Origin of the sequence: Staphylococcus sp. MZ3, from assembly GCF_018622755.1 — a bacterium.
In the GTDB taxonomy this organism is placed as follows: domain Bacteria; phylum Bacillota; class Bacilli; order Staphylococcales; family Staphylococcaceae; genus Staphylococcus; species Staphylococcus aureus.
This window is the reverse complement of the sequence record NZ_CP076026.1, coordinates 1,892,950-1,905,826: the sequence shown is the minus strand read 5'-3', so window position 1 is coordinate 1,905,826 and position 12,877 is coordinate 1,892,950. Positions and strand designations below refer to the sequence as shown.

15 protein-coding genes are annotated in these 12,877 nt (G+C 31.9%); all 15 read right to left on the bottom strand.

Annotated elements, in window-relative coordinates; all coding sequences use genetic code 11:
- Positions 1 to 108 precede the first annotated feature (108 nt).
- The 15 genes from KI230_RS09145 to KI230_RS13780 all read right to left on the bottom strand — a co-directional run bounded on the left by KI230_RS09145 (position 109) and on the right by KI230_RS13780 (position 12,853).
- Positions 109 to 462 carry a cystatin-like fold lipoprotein gene (locus tag KI230_RS09145; RefSeq protein WP_214958257.1) on the bottom strand — a complete coding sequence of 118 codons (354 nt, stop codon included), beginning with the start codon at positions 460 to 462 and terminating at the stop codon, positions 109 to 111.
- Between the two features lie 47 nt (positions 463 to 509).
- Positions 510 to 1,103, bottom strand: a complete 594-nt coding sequence (locus tag KI230_RS09140) for a hypothetical protein (RefSeq protein WP_000768323.1) — start codon at positions 1,101 to 1,103, stop codon at positions 510 to 512.
- A 6-nt stretch (positions 1,104 to 1,109) separates the two neighbouring features.
- Positions 1,110 to 2,147 carry a CHAP domain-containing protein gene (locus KI230_RS09135; RefSeq protein WP_214958256.1) on the bottom strand — a complete coding sequence of 346 codons (1,038 nt, stop codon included), beginning with the start codon at positions 2,145 to 2,147 and terminating at the stop codon, positions 1,110 to 1,112.
- Entirely contained in the window at positions 2,137 to 4,050 is a 1,914-nt protein-coding gene (locus KI230_RS09130) for a CD3337/EF1877 family mobilome membrane protein (RefSeq protein ID WP_214958255.1), read from the bottom strand. The genes KI230_RS09135 and KI230_RS09130 overlap by 11 nt, the downstream gene beginning before the upstream one ends.
- A 15-nt stretch (positions 4,051 to 4,065) precedes the next feature.
- Entirely contained in the window at positions 4,066 to 4,233 is a 168-nt protein-coding gene (locus KI230_RS09125; protein ID WP_001553877.1) for a hypothetical protein, read from the bottom strand.
- Between the two features lie 6 nt (positions 4,234 to 4,239).
- Positions 4,240 to 5,598: an FtsK/SpoIIIE domain-containing protein gene (locus KI230_RS09120; protein WP_001553878.1), complete on the bottom strand. Its 1,359-nt coding sequence runs from the start codon at positions 5,596 to 5,598 to the stop codon at positions 4,240 to 4,242.
- Positions 5,599 to 5,830: 232 nt separating this feature from the next.
- Entirely contained in the window at positions 5,831 to 8,326 is a 2,496-nt protein-coding gene (locus KI230_RS09115) for an ATP-binding protein (RefSeq protein ID WP_001553882.1), read from the bottom strand.
- A gap of 34 nt (positions 8,327 to 8,360) precedes the next feature.
- Positions 8,361 to 8,750 (bottom strand): TcpE family conjugal transfer membrane protein, encoded by a 390-nt coding sequence (locus KI230_RS09110; protein ID WP_031904063.1) that lies wholly within the window; start codon positions 8,748 to 8,750, stop codon positions 8,361 to 8,363.
- A 5-nt stretch (positions 8,751 to 8,755) separates the two neighbouring features.
- The gene (locus KI230_RS09105; RefSeq protein WP_001553885.1) at positions 8,756 to 9,016 is read right to left on the bottom strand and encodes a TcpD family membrane protein; all 261 of its coding nucleotides are present in this window, start codon (positions 9,014 to 9,016) and stop codon (positions 8,756 to 8,758) included.
- A 4-nt stretch (positions 9,017 to 9,020) separates the two neighbouring features.
- On the bottom strand, positions 9,021 to 10,082 hold the full coding sequence (locus tag KI230_RS09100) for a conjugal transfer protein (protein WP_117196849.1): 1,062 nt from the start codon (positions 10,080 to 10,082) through the stop codon (positions 9,021 to 9,023).
- Positions 10,083 to 10,167: 85 nt separating this feature from the next.
- Positions 10,168 to 11,244 carry a replication initiation factor domain-containing protein gene (locus tag KI230_RS09095; RefSeq protein WP_214958254.1) on the bottom strand — a complete coding sequence of 359 codons (1,077 nt, stop codon included), beginning with the start codon at positions 11,242 to 11,244 and terminating at the stop codon, positions 10,168 to 10,170.
- Positions 11,245 to 11,423: 179 nt separating this feature from the next.
- Positions 11,424 to 11,726 (bottom strand): hypothetical protein, encoded by a 303-nt coding sequence (locus tag KI230_RS09090; RefSeq protein WP_204177230.1) that lies wholly within the window; start codon positions 11,724 to 11,726, stop codon positions 11,424 to 11,426.
- A gap of 3 nt (positions 11,727 to 11,729) precedes the next feature.
- Positions 11,730 to 12,065, bottom strand: coding sequence for a DUF961 family protein (locus KI230_RS09085; RefSeq protein WP_214958253.1), 336 nt, complete (start codon positions 12,063 to 12,065; stop codon positions 11,730 to 11,732).
- Positions 12,066 to 12,109: 44 nt separating this feature from the next.
- Positions 12,110 to 12,412, bottom strand: a complete 303-nt coding sequence (locus tag KI230_RS09080; RefSeq protein WP_204177232.1) for a transposase — start codon at positions 12,410 to 12,412, stop codon at positions 12,110 to 12,112.
- A 156-nt stretch (positions 12,413 to 12,568) separates the two neighbouring features.
- Positions 12,569 to 12,853, bottom strand: coding sequence for a hypothetical protein (locus tag KI230_RS13780; RefSeq protein ID WP_204177234.1), 285 nt, complete (start codon positions 12,851 to 12,853; stop codon positions 12,569 to 12,571).
- Positions 12,854 to 12,877: the final 24 nt, after the last annotated feature.

The window sequence follows — 12,877 nt, the reverse complement described above, 5'->3', positions numbered from 1 at the left end:
CATCTTCTCCTTTACATTTTTAAACATCGTTTATAAAATATAATAGAAGAAGATGTTAAAAGAAAGCAACTCCCAAACTTATCAATCGCTTTAGGGAGTTGCTTTTGTCTATTCTTTTAAATTTTCCTCTTTATAATCTGGCTTATTCTCTCGCTCATATCTTTTTATTTTCGCATTTATATCTTCTTCATATTTAGAAGTAGTTTCATTTTTCCTATAAAAGCTATTACGTTCAACACCATTACCATCTAATGACTTATAAGATACTATTATAACTTTGCCATTTTCATAAACTTTAAAATTTGAATTTTCCCTAGAAAATTTTTTAGTACTTCTATCCTTAGTCGATTCTTTTTCTAATTTACTTACTTCCTCAATTTCTTTATCATACTTTTTACCACATGCAATTAAAGCTATAGATATAACTAAAATCAAAGTCATCAATAAAATTCGTTTTGTCATGATATAATCATCTCCTTTTTAATTGAATTATATCATTATTTTATAAATTATCCACGCCCATTTTTTTGTAAATTAAAACGCTGTACATCATTAATTAACCATTTATCATTTGTACGTACCATATCAAGCTGTACAGATGTTTTACGATTCTCAACTTCCTTTTGCCCCTCAGTATCAATACGCTCATTAAATTGCACAAATACTTTATAATTATCATGCTTAGGGTCATACTGATCAAAATATACATGAATATCACTCACTGTTACATCGTCGAAAATACTAAACTTCTCTCTATTATCACTAAACAATACATTATAATATTTTTCTGTTACGAATGGCTTAAGTGGTTTAGCTTTTTGTTTAAATGATGAACCTTTTTTTAACGTAAATAGCTCTGTTGTAAATGTCTGTGCTGTCTCACGTATTTGTTTTTCTTCTTCCGCAATCACTGTTTTAGATTGGCGTTTTACACGTTGATTTAATGCCTCATTCGTATCTTTTTCTTGTTGTAATGTTTGTTTTAATTCACTTACATGATTTTTTTCTTTTTGAACTTGTTGTTTCGTTGTTTGTGTACCTATAAAATAAGCACTCACTGTTAAAATTGTCACAATCACAAAGCCAATAATCTTTAATTTCATCGTTATCTACTCCTTATCATGAATAAAACTAATGCCAGATTCTACTTTCATTTCTCTTTGCGATACGATATATGGTCCTTTAATATTCATTTCTGTCACAGTAAATGTTTTATCATCTTTCACATCAATCACAACAGCTACATGTCCTGTTACTGGCGGTGCACCACCAGCACCAGGCTCGGCAATCATTAATGCACCTACAGCGGGTTTACTATTCACTTTATAACCTTCATCTTTCGCTCTATCATTCCAAAATTGCGCATGGAACCAATACGTCGATATAGGTTTTCCCATTTTTTGACGAATGCCATAGGCGTACCATGTACATTGACCCGCTGTATATAAATTACCTTTACCTGCATCCGAATTACTCCATTTTGGCAATTTACCATTAAACTTAATATCTTTACCACCAGTAGACTTACATACAGCGCCATCACCATCACTTAATTTTTTCATCATTGATTTTACCGTTGGTATCCATTGCTTATTCATATTATTCGGATCATTCGATGCACCTACAGGCGCATACTTGGGTCCGATTTTTTCAGGCGTTGTTAAACCCTCTTTAATATAAACATCATATAAATTCTTTGCGCCAGCTTCAAGTCCATCTTCAATTGTTGAATACGTAGAATCATGAATCGACTTTGTACCCATCACAGACAATGGATTCTTTTGACGCGTCGCATTTTCTCCTTTACCCCAACCAGATTCACTCGCAATAATCGCCATAAATAAATTTTCAGGTATTTTATGCTTTTTCGCAATTTTTACAATCACTTTCCCTTTACCTTCTAATGCACCACCTTTCGCATTTTGTTCAAATACCGCAATACCTTTATCTTTAACATCACCACCCACACACGACATATCACCATCTGTTTGTTTGTCTTCCTCTGGACTAAATACAAACATCAATATCACAGGAAACAAGAAAAACAACACACAAAACAATATCAGACCAATTTTTAACAATCTAAATTTAATACCAATCGGCGTTTGTTTCATCACTTCTTTTACAACAGTCTTTTTATTTACCATGTTTATTAATATCCTTTTGATTTTTCAATCGATCATGAACATGTTTTGTTTGTGAATTTCGTTTAAATGTCGGCTCATTTTCATGTGAACGTGGTTGATATGGTTTATCTTCTCCAGTCTGTATACGGCGTTTTTCAATATCTTTATCATAAGAAGATTGAATATCTTTATTAAACGATTGACTATGTCTTGATAATTCTTTTGGCGGTTGAGATAAATAAGTAGGGTTAAATGATTCTGTTTGTGGATTACGTTTAATATCTTTTTTATGTTTTATATCACGATGCATACCATCATCTTGTGCAATTTGTTTTGATTTTGTATAACCCTTCGGATCAACTCCTGAACGACTCACATAACTAGCTACACCTACATTAGGAGTGCCATGCATCTCTTCTTGTTGATTACGTCGCTTAATTTCTTTCGAATTATTCATGGAAATAGGCGTATCTGGTTGTTGATTTCGCTTTGGATTATTATCATTGTTATTTAACATCGGTGGTTCTGGATTATCAAGTTGATTTTTACGTTTATTCTTTTTATCTTCTGCTTGTGCTTGACGACGCTTATTAAATTCATCTTGTCCTTTACGTATTACCTCTGCGCCTAATTTTTGAGGTGATAAACTTAAATTGCCACGTGTCACAAAATCAATGATTTCACTACGCTTTTTATACAAAACAAATAAAATAATCATTAAAAATATCACATTTAAAAAATAGGCTTGTTGACTTTCTGGCTTCACAAATGCATTCGCAATATCAATTGAAAAACCAATTACCACAAATAAAAATGTCATACACGCACTTAAAATAATATAACCTAATGTACGAGCTAACGCTTTAAACACCGATATTTCAAAACCAGGAATAAAACTAATAAGCCAACTAAACGCTAAAAATAAGAATAAAATGAGCGCAAAAGCTGAAAAGATGACTTTCGCAAAACTAATCGATAGAAATATAATAGATAAAGCAATGGTAATAATCAGCGTAAACATCGCAATACCTAGTTGTCCAAACACATGCGTCTGTTTCATAGCCGTGTTATCATACTTTTTCACTTCATCATCAATTTTTTCTTTAACTTCTTTTTCAGTCTTTTCATCTTTTACTTTTATATCTAATATATTATCAATTCTGTTTTTACCTTTTTTCTTAATTTTATCTTCGTTCACAGTACCATAATTCATAATCAGATAGGGCTTATACAACGCCATATCAAAATATTGATTACGTATCTTGTTAATGCCTGAATTTTCATTTACATAATCAATATCACCATTAATGGAACTTGTACTATTCATGATGACATTATTTAAACCTTTACCAACATTATTTGTACCTTTAATCACAAAGCTGGCATTCGCAAGTACACCCACACCAAAACCAATCAAACAAAAGATTAGAAAACCGCGTTTTAATGCTTCATGCATATTACCTTTAACTGAAAAAACAATAAACGCATTTAAACAAATCACAATAAACAAAGTCATGACAATATTACTTAATAACTTCTGGTAAATATCTCCAACAAATTGACCGACTTTATCCGCAAAATCATTTAATACATCAAGCTGATATAAATTTTCTACCGCATAATCAGTAATACTTACTATCAACTTATCAATTTCAAAAAAGAAATTCGTTACATTATTGACTGTTTCTGCGACTTCATCTTTACCGAAAGGATTCCAATCTTCGTCTTTTTGAAACCATATACGATAACGTTCTAAATCTATATCACCATCAGCTTTATCATCCACTTTATACTTTTCAATCTTCGCATCTACCGCATTCGTTGGTTTTCCTACTGGATTAGCCACGGCATCAGCCGTTGCCCCTGTTATTAAAAACAAGGGCAAAATTAAAAAGCATAAAAGATATAAACTTTTACGCTTCATTCAACCACTCCTTATTTAAATTTTTTCAATTTGACGCTGTACTTTAATTAGTTTTTCCACTTCATCAGAACGTAATGTATTATCCTCTTTAATTGCTAAATCTAAAGCTATTAAAATAACGCTTTTCATTCCAATTTCCTTAGCCAATTCACTTAACAATTGTTCTACTTGTTCTTTATTCATTATTTATCATTCCTTATTTAATATTTGTTTCACATCTGCCACAAAATCATATTGTTCCATCAGTGGCGCATCAAATAAAATCGGTTCATTATATTGTCCAAGTATTGAAATATAACCACGCCCAATATCTGATTCGTGAATCGGTTGAAATGATTTATCTGTTTGACCAAAAGTCATACGATAACCGTCAGCTGAAAGATTACCCATTGACACACGTAAGCCCAATTGGTCACGCACATTACCTTTAATCACATCTGCATCAGGTCGTTGTGCTGTTAAAAACATAAATACACCAGCTTGACGACCTTTCATAATGATATTAATTAAATAATCATTCATTTCTTGAAGTTCTTTTTTATCTAAAGTAGACGTGAATGCTGTCACTTCATCAAAAATCACAAAATAGGGTGGTAAATCAAAATTTCTAAAATTACTACCTAATTGATAATGTTCGCTTTCACTCATCATTCTAAAACGGTGTTCCATTTCTTCATTGGCTTCTCGTAATTGTTTAAATATCTGTCCTTTCGTATCTGCCACTTTTTCAGCACCAATTACATTTTTCATAAATGATAAATCAGATACTTTAGGGTCTAACAATCGTACTTCTGCATTGCGCTTAAATAACTCTCTAATCATGTAAAATAAGAAGTACGTTTTACCGCCACCGGTCACACCAGTAATTAAAGCATGTGGTGCTTTCACAAAATCCCAAAGGATTTGGTGGGTAATATAAATCTTTGTATCATAATACGTTGTCTCTGGCGCCTCTGTGCCTTCCATAACGATACGCTTTTTATATTTAAGAGGCATAAACTCATATCTAATATAACGCCCAATATGACGCTTCTCAACCAACTCACAATTAAACATTGGTTCAATGATTGATTCTAATTCTAAGTAATGGTCTTGAAAACGCGAACCATCTTTTTTAACATGTATCATAAATGTTTTACGTCTACGTTTATAAAACATTGTTGGATAATAATCATATTCTGTTTTCTTATAATCAATATCTAAATACTCCGTTGTTTTCTTAATCACTGTACGATTATGAAACCCTTGTGTTTCAATCATTTCAGCTAAATCTTTCTCGCGAAATCTTAAAACAAGTTGCGCAAATAATTTTGCGATAATAAAAACAACCAATGTACCAATCACAAGATATAAAAAATGTGGCTTAAAATATTGGTAAACTTCAACCACCTTTAAAGCTTTTTGTTGTCGAATATAACCTTGCCATAACGTTAATATTCGATAAAATAAAAAGATAAACGCGAATACACCCGCAAAAATAAAATCAATATGTTTAAAATACGGTTGAATACGCACACCTTTAAATAACGCAATTTCATTCATTGCCATTCAATCACTCCTTTCAAAAGTCTCAAATAAATATACTGTTTAAAAAATAACTGGATAACTATGACCATCAGTGAAATATTTAATATACAACATAACTAATGAAATTAATAAAAAAATAGATATAAGTAACTTCCAAGATTCTGTCTCATACCATAAAAACAACAAAGTTAAATAAACTATTGAAAAAACTACTAAAATCAATATTTTCAATATAATCAACATACACATCACCTTATATCGCAAATTTCTCTTCTGCTTTTGAACTTGCTGAATCTTCTTGTGTTCTAAATGCTTCTGTCATTTCTTCAAATGGACAATGCACAACCATTTTGCCTACACGTCCATAGAAATCACTGAAAATACATTGACCTTTCTTCAAATCTTTCAACATTTCCATATTTTCAGGACTTTCTTTTGAATATTCTAAACCAAGAGATTTTAAGATGTCCTCACGCTCATCTTTTTCATCAAACGCAAAATGACAACCAAAGTTACCGCCGTCTTCGTCAGCTTTATCTTTAACAGATTGGGTAATAAAAACCAATGAATTATTTTCTGATCGACCCATACGTTTAATGCCTTTAGCTACTTTTTTACCTTGGCGTGACGCACTAAATGCCCAGCCCTCATCAATAAATAAAGTTGTTTGTATCTGTCTGCGTGAACCGAATTTCTGTAAGAATTTACCGATTAAAAGCATTAAAGTAATCCCGTTTTTTTCACCTGTTGAATAACCCGATGGGTCATCACCAGCTTTCGGCATATCTAAGCCTTGAACTTGTAATATCGTTGCTTTTTCTTGAATATTCAAAGCTGGATTACTACCATCACTAAACACAAGTTTTAATATATTATTTTGTGTTTTCTCAAAAAGTAAATCACCAGCTTGGCTTACATGTTCGTCTTCGTCATTTTGAAGCTTTTTAATTACATCTAATGACCCAACCTGTTGACCTTTTTCACGTTCCTCAACTGTTTCAGTAATAGCCCTATAAATCGCTGTTTCAACACGATGTTCATTTTCAAACGATTTAATTTCATCAAACACTGATTTCAACATTTCATTTGCTTCGATACCATCAAGAAAAACAATCGGATCTAAACAACCATAATTACTAGGTTTTTTATAATCCAATGTCACATACTTAAATGTTTTTAAATGATTGACGAATAGAGGGTATTTACGTTGCATGTCTTCACTTTCTGTAATTTTATTAAACCAATCTGCAAATTCACTTTTCGGGTCCCAATAAATCATTTGACCTTTAAAGAATGATGTATATATCCAAAGTAACTTAGCTAAGAATGATTTACCTTTACCTGTTTGACCAGTAATTAATACGTGTGGGCTATCACTGACTGCTCCTGATATCCCTTTGGCTGCTAATAATAAACTAAATAAAATAATATCTCTTGAACTTGCAACGGCTTCCTCACGAGAAACAGATCGTATAAACTTATCAATACGTCCGATATAAAAACCAGTTTTTGTACCTAAACTTTGAGACACACCAAATAAGTTTTCTGCAATCCCTGTTGCTGTCGTACGTTGCACCCAATATTTGTTAATAAACAATGGATTGCCATGTAAAATTTGATAATATAATTGTAATTGGTCAGCTAGGGGATTCACTGCATAAATATTTGTTTCTTTCAGACGTTTAATTAAACGTTTCGCTTTACGCTTACAATCTTTTAAATCATCACTCTTAATCACAAATGAACAAGACCATTCTATAAATACACCTGAACCCGTCACTTCTTTTTCCATTTGTTCTAATACAAATAAATTATCTTGAATATCTTCAGATGCATTGTCACCAGCTGATTGTTTTTCTCTTGCCTGTGCTTTATGATTAATTTTTGCACGATCAAATTTCTTTTTCACTTTATCATTTTCAACAATTTTTGCTTTCACGTGACATTCCACAGGGAAGGGCATATTTTGTGCTTTTTCATAAATATGTGTAAATTCCATATCAAGTGGAAAATCATCAACAACAATCGTTGTTGTATAAAACGATTCATTTTCATTTGTCACTTTCAATACACGCATGTTTGTAGGGTCAATAACCACATTACATACATCAGTAACAGCACGTCTTGATGATTCTTCTTGTACATCATGCGTCGCATTTGAAATAAATGGTTTTCGCACAATATAAGCAAGTTCGTTTTCAGTTAATCGTTCACCCTCAATACTTAAAAAACTATCCGCAAGTTCTCGTTCATAAACCTCGTAGCGACTTAATACTTTTTCATCTAATGAGACATTAAAACCAAAATTCGAAATCATACGCTCCGCTGTATCTGATAATGTACTCTTAAGGATTTCTTTAATCGAAACTGCATCATCACTCAATTCTCGAAGCTTCACACCCATTACAAACGAGTTACGTGTAATCATTTGTAATTCTTGTTCTAACACGTCAATCGTTTCATGGGCATAATAATTGGCAACATCAAACGCTGAATCATCAAAGTCTTGACTAATTTCTTTAAATTTATTACGTAAATCTAAATCATGTTCATACATCTCAAAATGAAAATCTTGATAGCCTTTAATCGATTCAAGAAAATACTTCATTCGTTTTTTTGACGCTTCTTTTTTATCATAATTGGCTGTTGAAATAGATTCAGACCGAATACGATAATACGCCCAAACTTCACCGTTTTTCGTTAATAACAAATTGTTTTTTATCCCTGCATAGGGGGCTTTTAAATCCATGTCATCCCTCCATTAAAAATAGCCCCGTTAGGGACTATTTTAATTTGATTATTTTCTTGTCATGATATTTCACTTCTTCATCATATGCATAATGTACATTGCGCATTTGAATGTTAAACACATACATCATAAAATCCCAAAGAAAGAATATCAGTTTCTTACCATCTTGTTTTAATTTTACTAATTGCTTCGTCATATAATAGGGGAATACTGTAAAATAAATAATCGTCAAACCTGGTATTAAACCTGTTAATGTATTAAATCCAGCCTTAAGATATAATAATATTAAAATCAATTCAATCACAAACAACGTACCGACCCAGTCTAAACGAATACCTTTTGACCACCGATAACTTCCTGTAAATTCATACATCACAATCGGCTGTTCAAATGTTCGTTTAAGGTTATATGCTTTTTTATCCATATCGATCAGCTCCCAAAAATTAATTTCCAAATTCCTGACACTGAATTAAACACTGTCTCAGGACCTTTAGAAATCAGGAACATTAAACCACCAATAACAAACAATGCAAGCATATGCCCATACTTACCGGTCGCCCATTTAACACAACCAATCACCAATACAATGATACCAATTGCGGTACCAACTTCTTTATTAATCCATTGACCAAGTGGATTAATAGTTGGTGCATCACCTAATACCAACATTAAATTAAATAAATGTTCCATCACTTTAACCTCCAATTGTAGTTGTTAACTTTTTCACATAATACTTACCATCTTTTTTCGTAATATCTAAGGTGTAATGTTCTAAGTTTTCAAGTGGCGACCCTTTATCTTTCATTAAAACCTCTGCTTTAACAACATAATCATCACCTTTTGGATAAATACGTAAATCACTGATTTTAGACACTTCACGTGTATCTTCTAACCCTTCGGGACTATCCATTAAATAAGCCATGTCATCCGATTTGCTTTTAGCGTATTTATCAAAAAATTCTTCAACAAATGATTTTAATTTTGGATTATCTTCACGCTTTTCATTTTCCAAATTATCTTTAACCAATGTTGCTTTTTTCAGTTGATTACTTGGAATCGTAGAAAAATGAGGGTATTCAATCACTACATACTTATTATTTTCACTTCTAACAGGAATGTTTAATAATGCTTTCTTAGTTTCTGTACGTTCTTTTTCTTCTGTCTTTGTTTCATATTCATCCTTTTTGTCTTTGTCCTTTTTATCTTTTTTCTTTTTAACTTTGACCTCTTTTTTCTCCGTAATTTTTAAATCATAACTCACAATATACTGAATGATCGTTTGTTTATCTTTACGTTTAATATTAAAGAATTCCTTTTCATTCAGCTTACGCTCAACATTTTCAGTATTTTCTGTAGGCGTCTTATAATCAGAAGGATAAAACGACGCTAACACTTTTTGTCGGTCTTCTTTTGCCTTACCATCTTTAGGAATAGTCATATATGCATCAATATACTTATCAGCATATAATTTTAAATTAGGATTATACTGAACTGTTTCAGCGTTATCTTCATATTTCTTTTGAATTTCATGTGTTTTATTAACAGCTTCTTTACTTTCATTGTTCGCTTTAGAAGCTCTAATGAAAGAGGCAATCAATAAAATAATTAACAACACTAAAATCATATAAAAAATAATCACAATCTTTTTTCTATGATTGCGATACTTCGGTAATGATTTACGTTCTTCTTCCGGAACATCAAAACGCTTGCCTTTTTTTGAAAATCTTGATAGTATCAACTTGTTGATGATATTCAAAAAAGCTTTGCGTATATTATTTAGAAAAGCTTTAATAGAAATCAAATCCTTTCTTTTTTTATTTTTTAGGACTTACGTTTCATCTTTACGTAAGTTCTTTTTTTAATTTTAAATTCTCTAAATAATGATTAATTCTATCGGTATGTTCATCATTAAATGATGAATGTGCCAATATTTTATTTAGAAAATCAGTATCTTCAAGTAAGCCTTCGGATTGTGCCATTGCTTCAGCTGTTAAAACAGTATCTAACGTTGTAGCTACTTGTTTACATAACCAATCAATATTATCCTCGATCGATTTTAAACTTGGTTTCATACTTAAACTAATTTTATCAGCACCTTTAATAAAACGTGACCATTCTTGATATACTGGCCATCTTGATTTTCGACTGTCTGTTACATCTTTAGGCTCAGACACAAAACGCATACTATTATTTAATACACCCTTAACAATATCGGATATACTTGATGTTTCTGTTAAAATCAATGCACAATTTTCCGCATTACTTCGTCGCATTTGTATTTCATAACGATTCCATAATCCAAAATCTTCAACAGGTATTTTAAATTTATATGCCATTTCATAATTCTTTTCGTAAAATCGACAATACATATCACTTTTTTTAGAACCAATATAAAAGGTTGAACCTTTAGACTGTCCGTCGGACAATTTAAAACCAGAAATCGAACTTGCCGTTCGAAATTTTGAAATACACTCACCATGTTCAGCTTTTTTTATTAATCTAGGTATTTTTAAATACGTTTTAGTATCATCAATCGCAATATCTATTCTGGTGAAACGCGCCTTTTTAATCGCACAGCGCTTAAAAAAGTCTTGCCATGTTTCACCACGATTGATTAAATAATGTTCAAACTCTCGGCAACCTGAACCAGATAATTGTAAATGAAAACCCATACCCTCATCTTTATCCGAATAAAAGATTTGAATATTACCAAACGTATAACCACGATTGTAAAAGTACAAGCCACTATTACGATGTTTAAACACTGCCCGAGGCAGTTTCAAAACATCCTCCATAATGGTGAAAATAGAGGGCACCTGAAAAGTCACTTGAATCCAGTCAACAACTGCCTCCAAGCCACATTTTTCTGGCTTCGCTACCCCCCTATTAGTAAGGGGGGTAGAAGCTTGATTTTCCATAAAAAAACCTCCTATCAAATCGCAAGCGATTTGATAACTTAAGGCTGTCGCTTCCCTTTATTAACGCGCCTTTGTCGCAGGCTCCGCCCAAATGCTTAACGCCGTCCCGGCTTGCATTTCTGCGCCTGCAGGCGCTAAAAGTCCAGCTCGCCTTAAGTTAAACAATACAAATGATATATTTAAATATCTACATCACCAATATAGATACAATCCTTCAAATCGATTTGTAGTAATCGCCCATGTCCTGCTTCTTTCAAACTAAAACACAATAGGCAGACGTCAGTGTATATCCTCGGTCTGCCTGATGGTAAACGACTTTTAACATAGTCGCCATTAAATTTTTCTTGTATTTCCTTTGCGATAAGCATTAATGATAATGCTTCACCAGTATTAATTCTAGATGCAATATATGACAACATAGCTTCAGATAATTTTAAAGTTCGAGCATAAGGCGCTAAGTTGTCAGCTGTATAAAATTCCATACACTAACCTTGTTGCGCACCTTTTTTATGTTGAATTGTCGCAATTTGTCTTATATCATCTGCTTTAATACTTGGTTGAATTGAATGAAAACCGCCTAAAGATTGTACATATTGCTTTGCTTCTACATTTACAAGCTCACATACTGACATAATTTCAAGTTCTACTTCTTTAGGAACTTTCACTGTTACTTGTTCACCTTGTCCAGTTGACGCTAATTTATATGCATACAATTTTTCATTAGTTTTTTCTCCATCTTCATACTTATATTTCTCATCTACACCCATAAAATATAAATCACCAAACGTTTCTTTTAAATCAAATTTCGGACTCCATGCCATAATAAATTCCTCATTTCTTTTTATATTTTTTTTATTTATATTCTTTATGCTTTTGTTTCTAAACTATAAATATCATCAGCTGAAAAGCTTGTATATAAATTACAATAACCTGTATTCATATCTTGATATACTCTAGGTTTGATTGTTAAATTATCAAAATCAACACGTTCTAAAGAATCAAAGTGTTTTTCATTTGACAGTCTAACTTTAACTTGTTCACCAATATCAACACATATAATCGTATACAGATAATAAGCTTCATCAAACCGCGATATTTTTTCAACATGGGACAAATAACGAAACTCTTTCCCCATAGTTGCTTCAATATCAATGACTGGTTCTATCATAAAAGTCACCTCAATCTTAATTAAAATAGGCAGACTCATACAAATCAGAGTTTTTTAGGGTCGCACGAATAGGAATAACTCCCGCAAATCCGTACCACTGCATTTTTGATAATGGAGTGTCTATGCTTCTCCTGACCTATTCAATTTTTTTGAAACCTATCGGTTCATCACCTCAAAGAATTCTAGGTCTAATTTATCAATATGATACATCTTGCATATAAATGCGTTAGACACACCATATTTTTTTAAAAACACATAATCCTTATAAGTAAATTGATAGTCATTATTTTTCGCTTTATTGCACACGTCCAATATACAAAAATATGCAATTTTATACATCTTACAAATATGACGTTTTGAAATACCATGAAATCTTAAAATAACAAAATTTCTATAATCTAAACGCTTAAAATCATAAAAATAAGGTGTAAACTCAGTCATAACTAACAATTCCTTTCTTAAGAA